This is a genomic window from Mesosutterella porci (assembly GCF_022134585.1).
Classification (GTDB): Bacteria; Pseudomonadota; Gammaproteobacteria; order Burkholderiales; family Burkholderiaceae_F; genus Mesosutterella; species Mesosutterella porci.
Genome location: NZ_JAKNCT010000002.1, coordinates 217,541 through 237,940 on the forward strand (window position 1 = coordinate 217,541; position 20,400 = coordinate 237,940).

Sequence of the window (20,400 nt, forward strand, 5' to 3'; positions counted from 1 at the left end):
GGGGCTCCCGGCAGAAGCAGCGGGAGAAGATCCCGCTGCTTTTTCTTCATGGGGCGCTAGCCCCGAGCTGGCGGTCTCGCGGCCCTGCGGCGTTTGTTTTAAAGTGGGTACGGTCCCTGAAGCCCGGGCGTCTGAAGCAGCCCTGCGGCACAGGTTCTCTCGGCCGGCAAGGAGAGATCTCTTTGAGCACCATTTGTTTTGACTACGACAGGCGCAGTCGCGTCGGCCTTCCGGAGGCTGTTTTCTGTGAGGGCAAGGATGACGCGAGCCTCATGACCCTTTTGAAGCGCTTCGTCCGCGGCAGCGGGCGCCCCGTTCTTTTTACCCGTCTGGCCCCCGAACGGTTCGAAGCCGCCCCTTTGGAGATAAGACGCCTTTACGATTACGATCCTCTCTCGCGCACGGCCTATGGCGACTCGCTGCAGCCTGAAGGCGCGGTGCGCGGCGAAGTGGCCGTTGTGACTGCCGGGACCTCGGACGCCGCCGTGTCGCATGAGGCGGGACGAACGCTTGAATACCTGGGAATCAAGCACCGGTATTTCGAGGACTGCGGCGTGGCCGGGCTGTGGCGGCTGCAGGAGCGGCTTGAGGAAATAAATGCCTGCTCGGTCGTCATCTGCTGCGCCGGGCTGGACGCCGCCCTGGCCTCCGTACTCGGCGGGCTCACCTCGCGGCCGCTTCTGTGCGTGCCGACCTCTGTGGGTTACGGGGCGGCCCGGGCCGGGGAGACCGCGCTTTCGGCGATGCTCTGCTCCTGCGCTCCGGGGCTGTCCACTTTCAATATCGACAATGGTTACGGCGCGGCCTGCGCGGCGGCGCGGATACTGAATCTGGGGGCCTCATGACACTTGCTCTAAATGGCGCAGAGCTGATGGAGCGGCTGCGCGTCGTCCTGCAGCGCGTCGCCCCTGGGCGCCGGTTCGCTCTTGCGTACTCCGGCGGCCTTGACAGCCGGTTTCTTTCGCATGCATCGGGGCTTCTGGGCTTTAAGCCCCTTTTGATCCATGTGACGGGCGTTCACGTGGGAGGCGATGAGAATCTTGCACTTTCGTGGGTCCGCCGCCAGGGCTTCAGACTTAAGCTCATAGAGCTTGACCCCCTGGATGTCGAAGAGGTGGCCCGGGGTACGCGCGAGCGCTGCTACGGATGCAAGAAGGCCACCTTTTCCGCTATCCGGCGGGAGGCCGAAGGCCTGCCCGTATGCGACGGAACGAACCACTCGGACGTGAGCCCCGGGGTGTGGAGACCGGGAATCCGTGCGTTGAAGGAGCTCGGCATCGAGTCGCCCCTACAGGAGGCGAGGCTCGGCAAGCCGGAGATTCATTTCCTCGCGGCTGAAACCGGAATGGAGCGTCCGGATCAGCTCCCGGAGCCGTGCCTTCTCACGCGGCTGCCCTACGGGCGCGCCCCGACGGTCGGGACGCTGCTGAAGCTGAAGAGGGCGGAGCAGGCCGTCAGAGAAGTACTCCGGCGGGCTGGCGCATCGCAGTTGCCCTTCCGGCTGCGGCTGGTGGCTCCGGGCCGACCGGAGCTTCATTTTTCGAGAGCCTTTGCCAAAGAGCTCACTCCGGCGCTGATGGAATCTGCCCGTCAGGCTGCAGTCTCCACCGCTCCGGAGGATTTTTCAGGTCTCGCCTGCAGGGTTCTCGATACGCTTTCAGGCTACTACGACCGTCAGAGTCAGGGCTGAGGCTGGATCCCGCTCAGCCCTTTTTTCCCCTGCTCACGAGCGCCCTCACTTCAGCGGCGCTCAGGCCGCTTTTTCTCACCAGCCGCTCTATGTCGTCGAATTCGGGCTTGGTTTTCTCCGTGCCCCAGCCCCGGGCGGTCTTGACCCGCACGGGGCCAAGCGCTGTGCTCACGGTTTCAATGCTTCTGTCCAGGACGGCTCGCTGGAGGATTCTGCTGCGGACCCCGAGCGTGCTCGTATGCTTGAAAAAGACCTGTCTGATCTGGGCGGCCTCAGGGGGAGCGCAGAGGGCGCAGAGCATGGAGCCGGGACGGCCCTTTTTCATGGCGAGGGGGATGACCCATGCGTCGAGGGCTCCGTTGTCAATCAGCAGGTCCCGGGCGAGCGCGATGTCCTCCGCGGTCATGTCGTCGATGTTGGCCGACAGTTCGCAGACCGAGTCGCAGGAGCCGGTCTCGGAGTCCCCGCCGGGGGCAGTTCCCAAAAGCGCCCTGAGGCAGTTGGGCTGGGGAAATTCCCTTGAGCCGAGGCCGCAGCCCTCCTTGAGCAGCGTCATTTCCGGCATCGGTCCGAACGCATTCGAGATGTGCGAAATCAGAGCTGCGCCTGTGGGTGTGCATAGTTCGCCGGGAAAGTCGCTTCCATAAGACGGGACGCCGTGAAGAAGGCTGGCTGTGGCCGGGGCCGGAACCGGCAGGAAGCCGTGCGCGGTGTAGGTGAGGCCGCTGCCGACGCAGACCGGCGAGCAGACGACTCTGCCGGGGTTCAGCCGCTCCATGAGCAGACACACCGAGACCACGTCGCAGACAGCGTCGGCGGTGCCGACTTCATGGAAATGGACTTCGCCCGGCGCGCACCCGTGAGCTTGCGCCTCGGCCTCTGCGATCCGGCGGTATATCGAACAGGCGTTCGCTCTGACCTTGTCGGATACGGGCAAAGAGCGGATGAAGCCGAGAATTTCATCGAACCGCGCGTGGGAGTGGCCGTGCGCGGAGCCGTGGCTGCGGGGCTGGGCGTCTTCCTCCCGGCCGTCGATTTCTATTCTCGCCCTCCAGCCTGCCATGCCGCGGGAGGAGCCCCGTTCAAGCGAAGCGCAGACGCGGGGAATTCCGAGTGAGTTGATGTCGCGGGCAAAGCTGGCAGGATCGGGCAGCAGAGAGGCCAGGGCGGCGGTCAGCATGTTTCCCGAGGCGCCCATGGCGCACTGCAGGTAAAGGACATTCATGGTCAAGGTCGTGCCAGTCAAAGGAAGGTTTCCGGGGACTTCATAATAAACAAGCGGGACTCTTTCCGTGAAGAGTCCCGCTGTTGGCCTGAATTCACTCAGTAATGTGATTTATTGAGGAATAGCAGGCAGATCAGAGCCATCCATAGAGCCAGCCGATCAGCGTCCCCACGAGAGTGGCGGTAATCACGCCGATCAGGCCCGGGATGATGAACGAGTGGTTGATCACGAACTTGCCAATGTGGCAGGTGCCGGAACGGTCGAACTGCAGGGCGGCCAGATCAGATGGATAGGTCGGCAGGATGTAGTAGCCGTAGCAGGCCGAGATCATGGACACCGCAATGCCGGTGGGCACGCCCACCTGCAGCGCGACCGGGAGGATGATGGCCACGGCCGCGGCCTGCGAGTTCACAAACTTGGAAACCACCAGCAGCACGACAGCATAGAGCCAGGGGTAGGTCTGGACGGCACCGGTGAGCGAAGCCTTCAGGGCAGGCAGGTGAGCCTGGAAGAGGGTATCGGACATCCACGCAACGCCGTACACGGCGGCGATGGCGATGGCGCCGGCGCGGAACACGGAGCTCTTGCCGACGTCAGCAGCGCGGGTGTTGCAGAAGATCACCATAAGAGCGCCGGCGACCAGCATCATCATCTGGATGATGAGGGTCATCGACATTGCCTTTCCGCCAAAGACGGGACGAAGGCTCTTGTCGGCGCCGAATATAGCCACGATCGCAACGCATCCGAGGAAGATCCACAGGGCGGCCCACTGGGACTTGGCAAACTTCTTGCCAATCAGGGTCACGGAATCACCGTAGACATATTTCTTCTGCTCCGGATCGGAAATCAGCTTCTGGAATTCCGGATCCTTGTCCAGGTCCTTGCCGCGGAACACCGAGTACGTGGCCTCGGCGAACACGCCGATGGCGCCGGCAGGGACCGTCACGGAGAGGATCTTCATCATGTCGACGGTGCTTCCGTCAGGCAGGACGTGGCCGTCCAAAATAGCAACGGCGGAGACGAGCGCCACGGAAGCCGGCGAGCAGATGATGCCCATCTGAGCGGCAATCGTAGAGGCTGCCATCGGGCGCTCCGGACGAATGCCGGTCTTGATGGCGACGTCGTAAATAATCGGCAGGAGCGTGTAGACCGTGTGTCCCGTGCCGCAGAGGATCGTGAGGATCCAGGCACAGTACGGGGCGATGTACACCACCAGGCGAGGATGAGAGCGAAGAGCCTTTTCAGCAACCTGCAGCAGGCAGTCAAGGCCGCCTGAAGCCTGCAGCGTGGCCGAGCCCATGATCACGGCCAGAATGGTCAGAATCACGGAGACCGGCGGAGTGCCGGGCTTCACATGAAAGACGAAGACCAGAATCAGCAGGCCGATACCTGAAACCAGGCCCAGAGCCATACCACCCTTGCGAGCACCATAAAACAATGCGGCGAGAATGACGCACAGCTCTATCCAGAATACTGTTGGAATCATTTTTTCTCTTCTCCGAGGTGAATCAGACAGAACAAAGTTTCTCATAAAGTGGTAGCAAACGATAAGAAAAAATGACTAAGCCTTGACATAAAACGGATGATTAAGAAATATTCAGTTACTTTTTATGACTAAGGACTAAAAAACTAATATGAATTGCCTAGTCCATATTTTTAAGTACGGACATAAACGCCCTAGATACAGGCATGCCCGGGCGTTTTCACCGCGTTGAACTGCTTAGGCGGCAGCGGCGGGGACTGCGCCAGGAGGCCTTCGTGCACCCACCCGAGTGCGGGCGGATGTTCATCCGGAGTGCAGACAGACGTTGGGCCTGGTTTTACCGGTATACCACCTAATGTATACAGCACTACCCTACCTTGCCCTTGTCAGGGCTCAGGGACTTCCGCCCGCAAAGCTTTTTCGGCATGAAGGAGCCTGTCGCGTACGCTCGTCATTTGAAGGCCGGGACCGACGCGGCCGGGATTTTTGGCTCGGCGCTGTGCAGGAGGCTTTTTTCAGCGGCAAGGCCATTGTCTCTGTCTCTTTCGTGTCCAAAAAACCAATACCACTTCAAAATGCGGCGTCAAAAAAATCCCCTTCGTGCTAGTGCCCGAAGGGGATCTGCCGAATCAGCAGGCTGGAAGTTTATTTCTGCATCTGATCGATTTCATACCAGGGATTGACGGGCTCGTACTTCGTAGTCTGGCCCGCGTTGACCAGCTGGGCGCCGATGCTGTAGAACTTCCAGGCGGTGGCGGCGCCGCAGAGAATCATCAGGGCGGTGATCACGAGCATCGCCTTGCGCAGGCCTTCGCGCTCGCCCTTCCAGATGCCCCACTTCACGAGGACGCGGTAAAGGCCGATCAGGCCGTGAGTCTCAGCGGCGACCAGGAAGATCAGCGTATAGAGCAGGCCGTCGTGATAGGCGTGGATGCCGGACAGGTTCGGGCCAATTCCGCTCGGATTGGTCAGCATGGAAATGACGTGCGGGAAGACGCACACCAGCAGCACGACGGCGGTCAGGATCTGGACGGCCCACAGCGTGGTGTCGAAATGGTGCAGGAGATGAACGTGTCCCTTCATGTCGCGGCACTGGCGGTAGCTGCTCGGAAAGCGGCGCAGGGCGGTGAGTCCGTGCAGGCAGATCAGCAGCGTGATGAAGCCGATGAAAATGACGTGGGCCCAGGCGTGCTCCGTTCCTCCGATGAAGGTCAGTCCGGAGGTGGCCACCAGGTTCCAGAAAAGATCCTTGGAGATCTGGATGGAGCTGGTGAACGCCATGTGGCAGAACAGGAACAGGGCGAGCAGACCGCCGGTGACGGACTGAGTGACGTCCGCCCAAGCCGTCCAGCGGGACTGACGCTTCGCGTCCTTCAGGTTGGTTCCGTTGATGTTGTCCTCAGCGGTCGGGGTGTGGGCACGCAGGACATTGTCTGGGAGCTGCATGGAAAATCTCCAAAATAACAGGCTGATCTCTGCAGCCTGACTTATCGTTGGTATAAAAAGTGCTTTTCGGTGATCAACATTGTGCTCTTCAGGCTGGCTTAATCATTTAACTCAGATCAAATAAACGGGGTAATTTTCAAACGCTCGGGCCTTTTTTAAGTCTTAATTAAGGGTAAATACTAAATAAAAATGCTTTAATTTTCAGATTTATTGGTAAATACCCTTAAATTTTGCTAAAAATCTCTTCAGCCCACGGTTCCGAAAATTCTGTCGCCCGCATCTCCGAGGCCGGGCACGATGTAGGCATTTTCATTCAGCTTTTCATCGACGGCGCAGGTGTACAGGTCAATGCTGGGATGGGCCCGGAAGAAGAAGTCGAGGCCTTCGGGAGCGCTCACGAGGGACATGAAGCGGATATTGGATTCGGACACGCCGCGCTTGAGCAGGACATCGACCGCATGGACGGCCGAACCGCCGGTAGCCACCATGGGGTCGGTAATGATGCAGGTACGATCCTCCAGGTGCTTGGGCATGCGCACTAGGTATTCGACCGGCTGCTTGTTTTCATCGCGGTAAAGCCCGATGTGCCCGACGCGTGCTGAGGGAATCAGTTCGAGCAGTCCGTCAGTCATTCCGAGGCCGGCTCTCAGGACGGGCACGATGACCACTTTTTTCCCGGAGAGGAACGGGGCCTCCATGGGGGCCACAGGAGTCTCGATGTGACGGCGGGTCAGGGGGAAGTCCCGCGTAAGCTCATAGCCCACCAGCAGGGAGATTTCGCGCAGCAGCTGCCTGAAGTCCTTGGTGGGGCAGTTCCTGCTTCTCATGATGGAGAGCTTGTGCTGCACCAGGGGGTGGTCGATGACATGCAGATGCGGGTAACGGGTGTTCAGGTTCAAGGCTCTCTCCTTCAGGTTTGCGGATATTCCGCTGGCGCAAATTCTAATGGCATGTCCCTTCCCCGGCAAAGGAGCTTCGCAGAGGCGGGCCTTTGCTTGCCGGGCGGCAGATGAATATCCCCCTGGAGGGGGTAATTTGTCATACGTTTGCCCCCTTTGCTTTAGGATTAGAGAAAAGGCCGCGGCGCGTTTTCGGCCAGGCCTGTTCCGGAAGGGAGGTGCCCAGTGACATTCAGATCTATCGCCGTGTTAATCGTTTTCCTAGCATCCGTGCTCTTTGTGATCGCCAACTGGGGGCCGATCATGACCACGATGCCCGTGAGCTTCATCCTGTTCACGGTGAATGCGCCCTTCGGTCTGTTGCTGATCCTGGGCGGCAGCCTCGTGTTCCTGATTTGCCTGCTGTGGATGCTTTGGAAGCAGGCCACCGTGCTGGTGGACCTCCAGAAGGCGAACCGCGAGGCCCGGAAGGCTCGTGAGGAAGCGGAAAATGCGGAGGGCTCCAGGGTCGTCAAATTCGAGGACAGTCTGAAGGCCCGGCTCGACGCGATGGAGCAGCGGCTTGTGAGGCTGGATGAAAAGATGGCCGCGCCGTTGGCCTCGGCGCTGCAGGGCGGCGATCAGACGCTGCAGGAGCTGCAGGCGGTCTTGGCCGAGATGAAGAAAAGCCAGGACTCTCTCGGGAAAACGGCCGCGAGGCTGGAGGAGCTGTCCGACCAGCGGCTGATCTGAATAAAAAGGAGGCCGGAGAAGCTCAGGAGCTTCCCCGGCCGAAAGTCAGTTTCCGGCTTTCCGGGCAGCATCAGTCCTGCCGGCGGTGCAGCCCCGTGACATAGTCGACCTCTTCGGAGGAGCCCATGAAGACGGCCACGCGCTGGTGGACTTTCTCAGGCTGGATCTCCAGGATGCGCTGCAGGCCGTTGGTAGCCCGTCCCCCGGCCTGCTCCATCAGCAGGGACATCGGGTTGGCCTCGTACATCAGCCGCAGCTTCCCGGGACGCGAAGGAATGCGATCGTCCCTTGGGTAAATGAAGATGCCGCCGCGGCTCAGGATGCGGTGAACTTCGGCGATCATGGCCGCCACCCACCTCATGTTGTAATTTTTTCCTCTCGGTCCGGTCTCGCCCGCAAGAAGCTCCTTCACATACTGCTGGACCGGCTTTTGCCAGTGCCTCATATTGGAGCAGTTGATGGCGAACTCGGCGGTGGACGGCGAAACGGTGATGTGCTCGCGGGTCAGGTAGAACTCGCCGACCGCAGGGTCGAAGGTAAAGGCGGACACGCCGTGGCCCAGCGTGAAGACCAGCTGGGTCTGAGTGCTGTACATGGCGTAGCCGGCTGCAACCTGGTTCACGCCAGGCTGCAGGAAATCTTTCTCAGTGACGCTGCGCTTCGCTCCGCCCGGGCACGGAAGAACTGAAAAAATGGTGCCTATCGGCGCGTTGATGTCGATGTTGCTTGAGCCGTCGAGCGGGTCGAACAGGATGAGGTAGGGACCGACCGGATACTCGGAGGGCACGCCCATCACCTCCGTCATCTCTTCGCTGGCAAAGCCCGAGAGGGCGCCGGAGGGAGCGTTGGCCCCGCACATGATTTCGTTGCTGATGACATCGAGCTTTTTCTGGTCTTCGCCCTGAACGTTTTCCGTGCCGGCCATGCCGAGTACGCCGGCGAGCGCACCTTCCGTAACCTTGGAGCGGATTTTCTTACAGGCGTCGGCGACCGAAAGGATCAGTTCGGCCAGTTCTTCCGGAACGCCGTTTTCCCGCTTCTCGCGGACTAGGTACTGGTGAAGCGTCATCAAAGCCATGGGGGATCTCCTTAAATCATGAAAAAAGGTGCATCATTCGCCGGCCTGTTTTCCGAGGGCCTTGTCAAGAACCTCCCTGACGCCGGTGGGCAGATTGGGAAGGCTGTCGGCGAGCTTCAGCGCATCGTGCATCTGGCGGGCCCGCTCCGGGGTGTAGCGGCGCCAGTTGTCCATAACCCTCGCAATCCTGGCCGCGATGAAGGCATTCACCTTGCAGAGTTTTTGAATCATCTCAAGCCAGAACCTGTAGCCCGATCCGTCCGGGCGATGGAATTCCGGGGCGTTGTTGCAGAAGGCGAGGATCAGCGCATAGACGCTGTTCGGGTTTGCAATGTTGAAGGCCCCGCTGGCCATGAGTTCGCGCACTCTGCTGAGCACGGGTACTTCCCCGGGCTGAGCGATGGCCGAAGCCTGCACTGTAAGCCACTTGTTGATCAGCACGGGGACGCCGTTCCATTTCCGCGCAGCATCCACCAGCATATCGAGTTTCGCAGGACTGGCGGAATTGACGATGGAAGTAAGCGCCGAGAGCTGGTCCGTCAGGTTGTTGGCCTGCTCGAACTGACTGCGCAGCGCAAGCAGCGCCTTGGGGTTGCCTCCGGCCAGCAGGTAGCTGAAGGCGAGATTCTTCAGGGCGCGCTTTCCGGCGGACTCAGCGTCGGGCGAGTATTCGCCGGGCGTCTGGTAGTTCTCGGCGATCTTCAGCAGGACCGAAGAGTACCGGCGTCCGATCACGGAGCGCAGCTCTTCCCGGGCGGAGCGTATGGCTTCGGGGTCGATGAGGGTGCGGCGCTCTCCGATGAGCTGCTCGTCGGGCAGCGTGAGCGAGATCGCGCGGAAGGCGGGGGCAAGCCTCTCGTCTGTCAGCATCTGCTCGAAGGCAGCCAGCAGATCCTGGTCCACGCTCGGGCGGGCCCCGGTCTCAATCGCGTCGACCATGTCGTTCAGGGCCTCGAGCATCAGCCGGTTCATGGCGTCCCACCGGTTGAACGGATCAGAATCGTGGCGCGCGAGGAAAGCGAGTTCGCTGCGGCAGTAGGGATAGTTGAGAATGACGGGAGCCGAAAAATCACGAAGCAGGGACGGGATGGGCTTTGCATCTATGTTGACGAAAGTCCATTCATTTTCTGCGTCACGCAGCTCAAGGACGCGCGTCGTGCCCGCAGGCTCTGTTTCATCTTCGAGCTGCAGCGGGATGTCTTTTCCGGAGGGATCGAGCAGTCCGACGGCAAGCGGGATCAGGAACGGTTTTTTATCGGTCTGCCCGGGAGTCTCCGGCGTGCTCTGGCTCGCGACCAGCGTGTAGGTGTGCGCTTCGGGGTCCCAGAAGCTCTTGACGGTCACTCGCGGGGTGCCCGCCTGGCCGTACCAGCGGAAGAACTGCCCCAGGTCCCGCTCGCTCGCCTGCGCCATCGCGTTAATGAAGTCCTCGCAGGTCGCAGCCCGGCCGTCGTTGCGCTCCAGATACAGCCTGAGGCCTTCCTTGAATTTCTCCCGTCCGAGAAGGGTCTGGAGCATTCGGTAAATCTCTGCACCCTTTTCATAAACCGTCGTTGTATAGAAGTTGTTGATTTCGCGATAGCTTTCCGGGCGAACGGGGTGGGCCATCGGGCCCGCGTCCTCAGGGAACTGCCGGGACCTCAGGAAACGCACGTCCATGATGCGCTTGATGGCCGCCGCCTTGCCCAGCATGTCGCGCGAAAACTCCTGGTCGCGGAAGACGGTCAGCCCCTCCTTCAGCGTGAGCTGGAACCAGTCTCGGAGCGTCACCCGGTCTCCCGTCCAGTTGTGGAAGTATTCGTGGCCGACCACTGACTCTATGTTGAAGTAGTCCAGATCCGTGGCGATCTGAGGGGAGGCGAGGACGTAGCGGGTGTTGAAAATGTTGAGACCCTTGTTCTCCATGGCCCCGAAATTGAAGTCATCGGTCGCCACCAACATGAACCTCTCGAGGTCGTACTCGAGGCCCCAGCGCTGCTCGTCCCAGCGGATGGCCTTCTTGATGGACTCGAGGGTGTGAGCCGTGCGGTCCTTGTTCTGGGGCTCCACCCAGACCTGCAGCAGACAGTCCTTGCCATTGGCGAGCTTGATCTTTTCCTCGCGCTTGACGAAATTGCCGGCGACTAGCGCGAACAGATAGCAGGGTTTGAGCGAAGGGTCGTCCCAGACGGCGAGGTGCCGCCCGTTTTCAAGCTCGTCGCGGCGAACCAGGTTTCCGTTGGACAGCAGGACAGGGTATTTTTCCTTGTCTGCGCGGATTTCCACGTGGAAGTGGGTGAGGATGTCCGGGTGGTCCGGGAAGTAGGTGATGCGGCGGAATCCCTGGGATTCGCACTGGGACATGAAGTTGCCGTTGGAGATATAGATGCCCGACAGCAGCGTGTTGGCCAGCGGATGGAATTTGTTGACGATGGTGAGAGTCACCGGCTTGTCGATGCCGTGCACGGTGAGCGACTTGTCAGTGAGGCTGTAGCGTTTCTGCGGCAGCTGCACACCGTTTTCGTAGATGGACACCAGCTCGAGCCCGTCGGCATCCAGAACAAGTTCAATGGGCTGCGCCCCCAGGGGAGACACCTTCATGGTGTTGAATACCGTTGAAGTCTGAGGATCCAGGTCAAAAACAAGGTTTACGGACTCAATGCGGTAGTCGGGCGCTTTGTAATCAGAACGGTAGACAACGGACGAACTCATGCTTTCAAAACTCCAACAATGACAGCGGTTTTCTCATTCTAAAGACAAGAAGGATCCCTGTACGGCACTTCAGAAGCTCCTCTGCTTCCTTGAGAACTCTCCGGGCGTCCCTTTGGGACACAAAAATCCCCAGAAAGTGTCTCACCTTCTGGGGACTGTCCGCCCTGACGGGCGCTGCCGGCTTCAGAGCCGTGCCGTCGGATTACTTGGCAGCGGCGGAAGAGGAAGCGGCATCAGAGGCTGCGGCGGAAGCGGCGTCAGAGGCAGAAGCGGCCTCTGAGGCGGCGGCAGCCGGAGCCTTGCCGGCGATGATCGCATCGGCGTCAGCCTGGGTGTTGATGTTCGCGTAATTATGGCCGGCCGTCTTGTGGCACTCAAGGCAGTTGGCGGATTTGTCGTTGGCGAAGACAGCGTGGAAGGCGGCGACATCGGGGTTCTTGTCGTTCTTCATCTTCGACAGATCATGGCAGGAGCGGCAGTTCTGGAAGCCGGTGGAAGCCATCCACTGGGTGACGCTCTTGCTCATCTCGGGAGCCTTCTCCTTCTGCTTGTCAAACGTGGAAATCGAGCCGGTGACCTGGCCGATGAAGGAATGGGTGCCGGACTGAGCCTTGTGGGCGAGCATTCCAATGTACTCAAAGCCGCCGACATTGTGCTGGGCGCCGTATTTCAGATGGCAGTCGGAGCAGCCCGCGGTTACGCCGGACGGGGTCTTGAAGTGCTGCCCCTGATGGTAGGCTGCGTAGACATAATCCATGGTGTGGCAGAAAGTGCCGCAGAACTGGGTGGAGCCGGCCCAGTGGACTACGGAGTTGAACACACCGAAAGCGACAAGACCGATGACAGCACCGACGAGGCCGATAAGGATGGTGCCTTTTTTGCAGTTTTTCATGATCAAATTTCCTAGAAATTTCAAGCCAACAGATTGGGCTTGCTTTCTTTTAAAAACTTATGTTTTCAGAGGCGGACCTCTCCATATCCGGCTCAGCCGACATCATAGGCCCTTGTTTTTTGAATCTGTGCGCTCAGCACTTGATCATGATCAAACAATTTAAGGATGATTTAAGCTTTTGGCGCTGCTGAAACTAGTCCTAAGACAATTGCCTTAGAGGGAACCGATGCTTCCGCCGCCATGCCCATGCTTAGCTTGTGGCCGCGGCGGGCAAAGCCGACAACAAGGAGCCCGCTGGGTAGCTTCAGGGTGACCTCGCCGCCCTTTTCAGATCGGGCGCAGCGGGTGACCGTTCCCCTGAGGATGTTCTCATAGCGTTCGTCGGGGAACATCCTTGCGATGTCGATGGCCGTCGCCTTCGCGGCGGCGAGCATGCGCATGCCGATGGAAACGCCCAGCAGCTGGGCGCTTTCCTGCGTGATGGAGGACTTGATGATGTTGTGCTCGTCGAGCCGCAGATAGACGACGACCTGGGCCGGTCCGTGGTGGATGTCCTCGACCGTGCAGGGCAGAATATTCCTCATGCTGGTGAGAAGGCTGCCCGTGTGAAGCTGCTCGGCCAGCGACTGGTCTTCCCTAGAAAATCCGGCGAGGATCTGGGCCCGGGCCTGGGCGAGGCGGTCGGAGATCCGGATCACTTGCCGGCCTGTAGCTGTGAGCCTGGTGCCGCCGCCTTTTGCGCCGCCGACTGCTTTTTCTGCCAGCTTCCCTCCTGCAAGGTTTTCCAGGGACTCAAGGGCCTGCCAGGCGGCCTTGTAGGAGATCCCTGAGGCGCGCGCGGCCTCGGAAATGGACCCGGTCTCCCCAATGCGCCTCAGGATGTCGATTCTTCTGTCGCTGACAGCCGACAGGGAGCGTGCAAGCGAAAGCGAAGCAGCTGAATTCAGATCCCCGCCGCCTTCGGCAGGGGGCATTTCCGGCGGGACGGGGGGCTTGGAAAAATTTTCGGACATGGCAATAAGGGAGAGACTTTGCTGTAGAATGAATTTATTCTAAAAACGAATAGCGTATGCTGAATAAGGCAATATTCAGCCCTATTCATTGTAAGGAGATTTCCATGCAGAAGCTTTGCGCCGCCGTCGCTGCGGCTGTCGTCCTCGCAGTGACTCTTCCCGCCCAGGCCGAAGAGATCCATGTGGCCATTGCCGCCAACTTCACTGCGCCGGCAACAGATCTTGCTCCGGTGTTCGAAAAACAGACCGGCAACAAAGTGAAGCTCTCTTTTGGCAGCACCGGGGCTTTTTACGCCCAGATTAAGAACGGCGCTCCGTTTGACATCCTGCTGGCCGCCGATGCCAAGACCCCGGTTAAGATCGAGGCCGAAGGGATGGGCGTGAAGGGCTCCTCCTTTACCTATGCCCAGGGCAAGCTCGTCTTCTGGTCTGCCGACCCTTCCCGGGTGGACGCCGCCGGCAAGGCTGTGAAGGAAATGAAGTTTGACAAGTGCGCCGTGGCCGATCCGCGGCTCGCTCCCTATGGAGAGGCTGCCTACCAGACCCTCGAGGCCCTTCATCTGCTCGACCAGTACAAGCCGAAATTCGTGACCGGCAACAACATCGGCAAGACCTTCCAGTTCGTGAAGACCGGCAACGTCCAGGTGGGCTTTGTCGCCCTCTCCCAGGTATATAAGAACGGGAAGCTGACCTCGGGCTCCGGCTGGATCGTCCCGGCTCAGTACTACAAGCCGATCAAGCAGGATGCTGTGCTGCTCAAGCACGGCGAGAAGAGCGCGGCGGCCAAGCAGTTCATGCAGTTCCTGCGCTCCCATGAAGCCAATAAGGTGAAGCTCGACTACGGCTACGCCGTCAAGTAAGCCGGGGTTTTGCTTAAGGGAAGGGCATGGAGGAAGTTCTTTCGTCATTTACCGTTGAGGAGCTCTATCCGATAGTCGTCAGCATCAAGCTCGCCCTGATGACGACGATCTTGCTCCTGATCTTCGCCACACCGGTGGCTTGGTGGCTTTCCCGCGGCCAGAGCGCTCTGCGCTCGACTCTCAGCTCGGTGCTCACGCTGCCTCTGGTGCTCCCTCCGTCTGTGCTCGGCTTTTACATGCTCATCTTCATGGGGCCGAACGGACCGCTGGGAAAGCTCACGGAGTCGCTGGGGATCGGACTGCTCACATTCACTTTTCCGGGACTGCTGATCGGTTCGATGGTCTACTCTCTGCCCTTCATGATCCAGCCCCTGCAGACGTCCTTCGAGTCCCTCGGGCCGCGGCCCTCCGAGGTGGCTTCCACTCTGGGGGTCCGGCCCTTCACGGCTTTTGTGAAAGTGGTGCTGCCCCTTTGCCGCCCGGGGTTCCTGACCGGGATAGTTCTTACCTTTGCGCACACGATCGGGGAGTTCGGCGTGGTACTTTTGATCGGCGGCAACGTGCCAGGAAAGACGCAGGTCGTCTCCACCGAGATTTATTCCCTGGTCGAGGCGATGGAATACAGCAAGGCCCATGTTCTTGCCGGAGGAATGCTGGTGTTCTCCTTTATCGTGCTGCTGGCTCTGGCGCTGCTCAACAGGCAGGCGGGAAGGATCTTTAAATGAGTGCTCAGAACGAAATGGGGGGCCGGGTGGCCCTCAAGCTTTCCCGCGGGAAGGATTTCTCGCTGGATGTTGATTTTGAGCTTCTGAGCACGGGCATTACGGTTCTGTTCGGCCCGTCGGGTTGCGGCAAAACGACCATTCTCAGGTCAGTGGCCGGGCTGGAGCGGGCCCGTGGAATAGTGAGAATAGGCGATGCGCTCTGGCAGGATTCCGACAAAGGCGTCTTCGTTCCGACCTGGCAGCGCTCGCTCGGCTATGTCTTTCAGGAGGCGAGCCTTTTTCCGCATATGACGGCGAGGGAGAACATCAGCTTCGGGCTGAAGTACGGTCGCGGGGGAAGCAGCAGGAACCGGATTGACGAGGCCGTGGAGCTGCTCGGGCTGTCGAGGCTGCTGAACCACCGACCCTACGAATTGTCCGGCGGCGAGCAGCAGCGCGTTTCCATTGCGCGGGCTCTGGTCCTTAACCCGAAAATTCTGCTGATGGATGAGCCTCTGTCGGCCCTTGACTGGTCCAGGCGCCAGGAGATCATGCCCTGGATAGAGAAAATTCGCGACGAGCTCCAGATTCCGGTTCTTTATGTGACGCATTCTGCCGAGGAAGTGGCAAGGCTCGCGGACTTCATCCTGCTGATTGAAAACGGCTCCATCACAAAGCGCGGGCCTGCTTCCCGTCTGATTTGCGAAATCTCGGCCCCAGTGGAAATCGAGACAGACCGCGTGAGCTTCCTGCACGGACGGATTGCCGGCTCCGACGAGAAGTACGCCCTCGCCTGCGTACAGCTTGATTCCGGCGGAACGCTCTGGATCCCATCGGCCCGCACCGAATCGGGCGAAGAGGTTCGCGTGAAAATCTTTGCCCGCGATGTGGCGCTGTCGCGGACTGCGGAGGCGGCCAGCAGCATCCAGAATTCGCTGGAATGCACGGTCAGGGGAATCGAGCCGGACGAAAACCCGGCGCAGAGCCTGGTGGATCTCTCCTGCGGCTCGAATCGTCTGATGGCCAGAATCACCAGGCGCGCCGCGGAAAATCTGGGACTAGAGAAGGGGCAGAAGGTTTGGGCGCTGGTTAAAACGGCGGCCCTCAGCGTCTGAGGGCCGTTCCTTCGGGCGCACCGGCCCCCCGGAAGGGACTGGCCCCCCGGAAGGTGGCGGCGAGCCCCCTGGAGGTTACGCCCTGCGGGCGAGTTCCGCGGCTTTCCCAATATAGGTTGACGGGCGCAGCTTCAGCAGCCTGTCCTTGGCTTCGTCCGGGATGGCCAGCGTTTGGATGAAGTCGGCCAGAACCTGCTCTGTGATGCCTTCCTTGCCCCGCGTGAGAGCCTTGAGCTGTTCATAGGGCTTCGGAATGCCGTAGCGGCGCATAACTGTCTGAATGGCCTCCGCGAGGACTTCCCAGGCGCCGTCAAGATCCGAGGCGATGCCCGGCAGATTGATCTCGAGTTTTCCAAGCCCCCTGGTGAGGGCGTTGTAGCCGACGAAGCAGTACCCGAAGGCCACGCCCATGTTGCGCAGAACGGTGGAGTCGGTGAGATCGCGCTGCCAGCGCGAAATAGGCAGCTTGCCGGCCAGATGGTTCAAAAAGGCGTTGGCCATGCCGAGATTGCCCTCGGAATTCTCGAAGTCGATGGGGTTCACCTTGTGCGGCATGGTCGAAGAGCCGACTTCGCCCGCCTTGAGCTTCTGGTGGAAGTAGCCGAGGGAAATGTAGCCCCAGACATCGCGGTCCAGATCGATGAAGAGGGTGTTCGCGCGGGAGATTTCCTGAAACAGCTCGGCCATGTAGTCGTGCGGCTGAATCTGGGTCGTGTGCGTGTCAAAGTGCAGCCCTAGGCGGGTTTCAACCACTTTTTTGGCGAAGCCCTCCCAGTCGTATTCCGGGTAGGCGATCAGGTGCGCGTTGAAGTTGCCTACCGCTCCGTTCATCTTGGCCAGAATCTTGACGGTTTCAATGGCTTCGATGATGCGCTGCAGCCGGACGGCGAATACGGAGAATTCCTTGCCGACGGTTGTGGGCGAGGCGTGCTGCCCGTGGGTGCGGGCCAGCATGGGGACGTCGGCCCACTGATGGGCGAAGTCCGCCAGCGTTGCATGGATCTTCTTGAGGAAGCTCACCAGCTCGGCGCGGCCTTCCTTGAGCATGATCGCATGGCTGGTGTTGTTGATGTCCTCCGAAGTGCAGGCGAAGTGCACGAATTCGGAGGCACGGGCGAGCTCTTCGTCGTGAGCCACCTGCCGCTTAATCCAGTATTCGACGGCCTTCACATCGTGGTTGGTGGTTTTTTCGATGTCTTTGACTGCCTGGCAGTCCTCGAGCGAGAAATTGACCGCGAGGCCGCGCAGGAAGGCTTTGCCGTGGTCGGAGATGTTTTTGAGTTCGGGCAGGCCGAATTCGGACAGGGCGATCAGCCACTCGGTTTCGACGCGGACGCGCGCGCGCATGAAGGCGTATTCGGAAAAAATGTTCCGGAGGACGTCGGTCTGACTGGCGTAACGGCCGTCGAGAGGGCTCAGGGCGGTCAGAGCAGAAAGTTCCATTTTCGAGATCCAGGAAGGTTAAGAGAATAAGGTTTCCGCTCCATGAGCAGAACCATTAAATTTTAGCTCAACCGTTCCGGAGGCCGTCCGCAGGCAGAACCGGGGCGCCGCGGGAAGCCCTCGCGGCCAGGCTTCGGGATGTCTGCTATGTTTATAACAGACGCGGGCTGGCGGGGCGGTGGACACCCGGGCCGTTTTCCTTATATTCTGCGGGGTGAGAAATGGCGGGTTTTGATCTGTTCGAGGAGGAGCAGGACGCAGTTCCCATTGCGCCTGAGCCGCCCTCCGAGTCTATGAGGCGCGCGGCGAGGATTATTCCCCGTTCAGTGCATCTGGGATCATCCTCCTGGGCCTTCCCCGGCTGGAAAGGCATTGTCTGGAGCCGCTTCAGCAGCACCCGGAATCTGGCTCAGGAAGGGCTGAGGGCCTACAGCGCCAACCCCATTTTGACCACGGCTGGCGTCGACCGGGCCTACTACAGGCCGCTGCCCATGCTTCAGTACGCCCGCTTTGCCGGGCAGGTCCCGGATAATTTCAGATTTCTGGTGAAGGCGCCGGCTGCCGTGACCGACTGCATGAAGCGCGGCGCGGGCGGCAGGCCTCTGGGAGAAAATCCGTTTTACCTGAATGACAGGAAGGCCGCCGAAGAGTTTGTGCTGCCGGTTCTCGAAGGGCTGGGCGGCAAGGCGGGCCCGCTTGTTTTTGAGTTTTCTGCCTTGCCCCGCGGGTGGCTCAGGGATCCGCAGGACCGGGTCCGTCAGATCGAGCGCCTGGGAGAGTTTCTCTCCAGGCTGCCGCCGATTTCCGAGCGCTCGCCCGATGCCTTCTACGCCGTCGAGATCAGGACGCCCGCTATTTATACGCCTCGGTTCTTAAACGTCCTGAGGGAGTCCGGGGCGCGGCTTGTCATCGGCCTGCACCCGAGCATGCCCGACATCGCACGCCAGACCAACGCGCTCTTCGCCCTGGACCGCGTCGGTGAGTCCGGGACCCCGGCGGGGCTCAAGGGGCCGCTGGTGGTGCGCTGGTCTCTCGCCTTGGGGGACCGCTTTGACGACGCGAGGCAGCGTTTTGAGCCTTTTTCCAGCATCCAAAGGCCCGATCCGGTCACCCGAGAGGGCATCGTGAGTCTGATATTGTCGGCCCTCCGAGGCAGGCAGAGCTCTTTTGTTGTCGCGAACAACAAGGCCGAGGGATGCGCCCCGCTTTCCATGTTTTCGCTGGCCGAAAGGCTGGCCGAGAGAATCTCAGAAGAGCGCGACCGGCAAGGCGGTGCTGCAGGCTAGTCCCGCAGCAGCTCCGGCCAGGCCTGGTCGAGCGGCTTCATGGCGACCTCCCCGGGCCAGAGCCTGCGAAGGACGCGGGTGTGGACATCTGCGCGTCCGGTGCACCAGAATTCAACTCGGCCTTCGTCTGAGCGGTCAGACAGAAGAGAATTTTCCTCGAGCCTTTTCTTCAGAAACCGCGCCACCGCGGGACTGGGATCGATGATGGCGATGCCTTCTCCCGCTGCGCGCCGAATCTCGTCGGCCAGGAACGGGTAGTGCGTGCATCCGAGAACTAGCGTGTCGATGCCCTGCTCGAGCAGGGGGCCGACATAGCTCTCGATGAGCCGACGGGTTTCTTCCGAGTGGAAATCCCCCGCCTCCACCCTGTCCATCAACCCGGGGCAGGCCATCAGAATGACTCTGTCATTTCCCGCAAAGCGCCTGATGAGGCTTTGCAGGCGCGGCGAGTGAATGGTTCTCGTAGTGGCAAGGACGCCGACTATGCCGTCGCGGGAGAGCGCGACGGCCGGCTTGACCGCGGGCTCAATCCCTATGATCGGGAAGGGCAGCTCCTGTCTGAGCGTGTCGACTGCAGCCGCTGTCGCGGTGTTGCAGGCGACGACCAGGGCCTTGATCTTCCTTGAGGCGAGAAAGCGCACGATTTTTTCAGTGCGCGCGGTGATCCAGGCGTCCGTACGGTCTCCCCACGGGGCCTTTCCGCAGTCGCCGGCGAAAATGAGGTTCTCGTGCGGCAGCAGCCTGCGCATCTCCCGCAGGACGGAAAGTCCGCCCAGGCCGGAATCCAGAGCTCCGATGGGCAGATCAGCGTTTTTCCAGTCGTAGTCAAGCTTCATTTCTGCTCCCGAGGCGCCCCAGCACGCGCCAGCCTGTCGTTGACCGCAGCCCAGATCGAGCCCCTGGGCGGCCTGGCCACAAGGATATGCGTCGCGCCGGCTGCGTCAAGCAGGTGCAGGCTGCTGTAGAGCCGGGCCGCGTATGCGGGCTCGTCCTCGGGCGCCTCCATCCTGAAAACGACATTGCCGGGGCACTGATCCAGGATCTGCCTCGGCGCCATGACAGCGCAGGACTGCGGACTGAGTGCGGCCGCGGCTTCGGGTAGCTTCTCGGCCTCTACCAGCGTGAGGGGGGTGCGGGGCGCATAGTGGCTCTTGAGCTGGCCGGAGACTCTGGGAGAGCCGGCCCTGGGGTTGACCACCGGGCGGCCGAGCGCTTCCTGAAGCATTTCTCTCGTGATCGCGCCGTAGCGCAACAGCTCGGGCTCGCTGCCCGAGAGGTTGATGATGGTGGACTCGACGCCAACGGTGCACGGGCCTCCGTCCAGGATGTAGTCGACCTTGCCCGATGGCCTGAGGCCCAGATCGTCAAGGACATGCTGCGGCGTGGTCGGAGAAATCCTCCCGAAGCTGTTGGCCGAGGGACCCACGACCCCCCGGTGCGCGGGGCCTGAAAAAGCCTTGAAGAGCGCGTGTCCGAGCGGGTGCGACGGGCACCGGAGTCCTACGCTTGACTGTCCTCCTGTCACCCAGGGGCCGCACCTGCGGGCCCTGGGCAGGACCATCGTGAGAGGGCCCGGCCAAAATTTTTCCGCGAGAACAACGGCCTCCTTCGGCACGGACGAGGCCCACCAGGAGAGGCTGTCGGCATCGGGCAGGTGAACAATCAGGGGATGCCAGGTCGGCCGTTTCTTCGCTTCGAACACACGGCCCACGGCGCGTTCATTGTCAGCGTCCGCACCCAGTCCGTAGACAGTTTCCGTCGGGAAGGCGACAAGTCCTCCGCGTTCAAGCACCTCGCAGGCCGTCTCCACGGCTTTTTCCTGTTCTGAGCTCAGAGTCATGGC

At 60.6% G+C, this 20,400-nt stretch carries 18 protein-coding genes; 7 read left to right on the plus strand and 11 right to left on the minus strand.

From position 1 onward, the window contains the following. Positions 1 to 182 precede the first annotated feature (182 nt). Positions 183 to 845, plus strand: coding sequence for a nickel pincer cofactor biosynthesis protein LarB (larB, locus tag MAF45_RS02645; RefSeq protein ID WP_237978000.1), 663 nt, complete (start codon positions 183 to 185; stop codon positions 843 to 845). Then, positions 842 to 1,690, plus strand: a complete 849-nt coding sequence (locus MAF45_RS02650; protein WP_237978001.1) for an adenine nucleotide alpha-hydrolase family protein — start codon at positions 842 to 844, stop codon at positions 1,688 to 1,690. Before larB ends, MAF45_RS02650 begins: the two co-directional genes overlap by 4 nt. Before the next feature lie 13 nt (positions 1,691 to 1,703). Here the strand turns inward: MAF45_RS02650 and larC are convergent, their stop codons facing one another. The 4 genes from larC to upp form a co-directional block, all read right to left on the minus strand. Then, positions 1,704 to 2,936: a nickel pincer cofactor biosynthesis protein LarC gene (larC, locus tag MAF45_RS02655; RefSeq protein WP_237978002.1), complete on the minus strand. Its 1,233-nt coding sequence runs from the start codon at positions 2,934 to 2,936 to the stop codon at positions 1,704 to 1,706. A 112-nt stretch (positions 2,937 to 3,048) separates the two neighbouring features. Beyond that, positions 3,049 to 4,401, minus strand: coding sequence for an anaerobic C4-dicarboxylate transporter (locus MAF45_RS02660; protein ID WP_237978003.1), 1,353 nt, complete (start codon positions 4,399 to 4,401; stop codon positions 3,049 to 3,051). Between the two features lie 642 nt (positions 4,402 to 5,043). Further along, positions 5,044 to 5,844: a succinate dehydrogenase/fumarate reductase transmembrane subunit gene (locus MAF45_RS02665; RefSeq protein ID WP_237978004.1), complete on the minus strand. Its 801-nt coding sequence runs from the start codon at positions 5,842 to 5,844 to the stop codon at positions 5,044 to 5,046. 245 nt (positions 5,845 to 6,089) lie between these two features. After that, positions 6,090 to 6,743 (minus strand): uracil phosphoribosyltransferase, encoded by a 654-nt coding sequence (upp, locus tag MAF45_RS02670; RefSeq protein WP_237978005.1) that lies wholly within the window; start codon positions 6,741 to 6,743, stop codon positions 6,090 to 6,092. 225 nt (positions 6,744 to 6,968) lie between these two features. On the opposite strand from upp, the gene MAF45_RS02675 reads away from it, so the two are divergent. Further along, on the plus strand, positions 6,969 to 7,475 hold the full coding sequence (locus MAF45_RS02675; protein WP_237978006.1) for a hypothetical protein: 507 nt from the start codon (positions 6,969 to 6,971) through the stop codon (positions 7,473 to 7,475). A 70-nt stretch (positions 7,476 to 7,545) separates the two neighbouring features. Here MAF45_RS02675 and MAF45_RS02680 read toward each other — a convergent pair whose 3' ends face one another. From MAF45_RS02680 to MAF45_RS02695, 4 genes are all read right to left on the minus strand, one after another. Next, positions 7,546 to 8,553, minus strand: coding sequence for a class 1 fructose-bisphosphatase (locus MAF45_RS02680; protein ID WP_237978007.1), 1,008 nt, complete (start codon positions 8,551 to 8,553; stop codon positions 7,546 to 7,548). A gap of 33 nt (positions 8,554 to 8,586) precedes the next feature. Continuing rightward, positions 8,587 to 11,244, minus strand: a complete 2,658-nt coding sequence (gene pepN / locus MAF45_RS02685; RefSeq protein ID WP_237978008.1) for an aminopeptidase N — start codon at positions 11,242 to 11,244, stop codon at positions 8,587 to 8,589. A gap of 202 nt (positions 11,245 to 11,446) precedes the next feature. After that, positions 11,447 to 12,136 carry a cytochrome c3 family protein gene (locus MAF45_RS02690; RefSeq protein ID WP_237978009.1) on the minus strand — a complete coding sequence of 230 codons (690 nt, stop codon included), beginning with the start codon at positions 12,134 to 12,136 and terminating at the stop codon, positions 11,447 to 11,449. 170 nt (positions 12,137 to 12,306) lie between these two features. Then, positions 12,307 to 13,110 (minus strand): TOBE domain-containing protein, encoded by an 804-nt coding sequence (locus MAF45_RS02695; protein WP_237978010.1) that lies wholly within the window; start codon positions 13,108 to 13,110, stop codon positions 12,307 to 12,309. Between the two features lie 143 nt (positions 13,111 to 13,253). Between MAF45_RS02695 and modA the strand changes: the two genes are divergently transcribed. Genes modA through modC form a run of 3 tightly spaced genes read left to right on the plus strand, consistent with a single transcriptional unit; the run spans position 13,254 to position 15,828 of the window. Beyond that, positions 13,254 to 14,009, plus strand: a complete 756-nt coding sequence (gene modA / locus MAF45_RS02700) for a molybdate ABC transporter substrate-binding protein (protein ID WP_237978011.1) — start codon at positions 13,254 to 13,256, stop codon at positions 14,007 to 14,009. A gap of 26 nt (positions 14,010 to 14,035) precedes the next feature. Next, positions 14,036 to 14,734: a molybdate ABC transporter permease subunit gene (modB, locus tag MAF45_RS02705; RefSeq protein WP_237978012.1), complete on the plus strand. Its 699-nt coding sequence runs from the start codon at positions 14,036 to 14,038 to the stop codon at positions 14,732 to 14,734. Beyond that, on the plus strand, positions 14,731 to 15,828 hold the full coding sequence (gene modC, locus MAF45_RS02710) for a molybdenum ABC transporter ATP-binding protein (protein WP_237978013.1): 1,098 nt from the start codon (positions 14,731 to 14,733) through the stop codon (positions 15,826 to 15,828). Before modB ends, modC begins: the two co-directional genes overlap by 4 nt. A gap of 75 nt (positions 15,829 to 15,903) precedes the next feature. Here modC and purB read toward each other — a convergent pair whose 3' ends face one another. Continuing rightward, positions 15,904 to 17,271 (minus strand): adenylosuccinate lyase, encoded by a 1,368-nt coding sequence (gene purB, locus MAF45_RS02715; protein WP_237978014.1) that lies wholly within the window; start codon positions 17,269 to 17,271, stop codon positions 15,904 to 15,906. Positions 17,272 to 17,492: 221 nt separating this feature from the next. Here purB and MAF45_RS02720 point away from each other — a divergent pair, with 221 nt between their 5' ends. Continuing rightward, the gene (locus MAF45_RS02720) at positions 17,493 to 18,557 is read left to right on the plus strand and encodes a DUF72 domain-containing protein (RefSeq protein ID WP_237978015.1); all 1,065 of its coding nucleotides are present in this window, start codon (positions 17,493 to 17,495) and stop codon (positions 18,555 to 18,557) included. On the opposite strand, the gene murI is transcribed toward MAF45_RS02720, so the two are convergent. Both murI and MAF45_RS02730 read right to left on the minus strand, forming a co-directional pair. Beyond that, a complete protein-coding gene (gene murI / locus MAF45_RS02725) occupies positions 18,554 to 19,393 on the minus strand; it encodes a glutamate racemase (protein WP_237978016.1) in 840 nt (279 codons plus the stop codon). The genes MAF45_RS02720 and murI overlap by 4 nt on opposite strands. After that, entirely contained in the window at positions 19,390 to 20,397 is a 1,008-nt protein-coding gene (locus MAF45_RS02730; RefSeq protein WP_237978017.1) for an L-threonylcarbamoyladenylate synthase, read from the minus strand. The genes murI and MAF45_RS02730 overlap by 4 nt, the downstream gene beginning before the upstream one ends. Positions 20,398 to 20,400: the final 3 nt, after the last annotated feature.

Bases quoted from the DNA above. Each gene is read 5' to 3' on its own strand.
- pepN (WP_237978008.1), bottom strand. From the start codon at position 11,244: ATGAGTTCGTCCGTTGTCTACCGTTCTGATTACAAAGCGCCCGACTAC.
- MAF45_RS02730 (WP_237978017.1), bottom strand. From the start codon at position 20,397: ATGACTCTGAGCTCAGAACAGGAAAAAGCCGTGGAGACGGCCTGCGAG.
- modA (WP_237978011.1), top strand. From the start codon at position 13,254: ATGCAGAAGCTTTGCGCCGCCGTCGCTGCGGCTGTCGTCCTCGCAGTG.
- MAF45_RS02690 (WP_237978009.1), bottom strand. From the start codon at position 12,136: ATGAAAAACTGCAAAAAAGGCACCATCCTTATCGGCCTCGTCGGTGCT.
- murI (WP_237978016.1), bottom strand. From the start codon at position 19,393: ATGAAGCTTGACTACGACTGGAAAAACGCTGATCTGCCCATCGGAGCT.
- MAF45_RS02680 (WP_237978007.1), bottom strand. From the start codon at position 8,553: ATGGCTTTGATGACGCTTCACCAGTACCTAGTCCGCGAGAAGCGGGAA.
- MAF45_RS02660 (WP_237978003.1), bottom strand. From the start codon at position 4,401: ATGATTCCAACAGTATTCTGGATAGAGCTGTGCGTCATTCTCGCCGCA.
- MAF45_RS02720 (WP_237978015.1), top strand. From the start codon at position 17,493: ATGGCGGGTTTTGATCTGTTCGAGGAGGAGCAGGACGCAGTTCCCATT.
- MAF45_RS02695 (WP_237978010.1), bottom strand. From the start codon at position 13,110: ATGCCCCCTGCCGAAGGCGGCGGGGATCTGAATTCAGCTGCTTCGCTT.
- purB (WP_237978014.1), bottom strand. From the start codon at position 17,271: ATGGAACTTTCTGCTCTGACCGCCCTGAGCCCTCTCGACGGCCGTTAC.
- MAF45_RS02650 (WP_237978001.1), top strand. From the start codon at position 842: ATGACACTTGCTCTAAATGGCGCAGAGCTGATGGAGCGGCTGCGCGTC.
- modC (WP_237978013.1), top strand. From the start codon at position 14,731: ATGAGTGCTCAGAACGAAATGGGGGGCCGGGTGGCCCTCAAGCTTTCC.
- modB (WP_237978012.1), top strand. From the start codon at position 14,036: ATGGAGGAAGTTCTTTCGTCATTTACCGTTGAGGAGCTCTATCCGATA.
- MAF45_RS02665 (WP_237978004.1), bottom strand. From the start codon at position 5,844: ATGCAGCTCCCAGACAATGTCCTGCGTGCCCACACCCCGACCGCTGAG.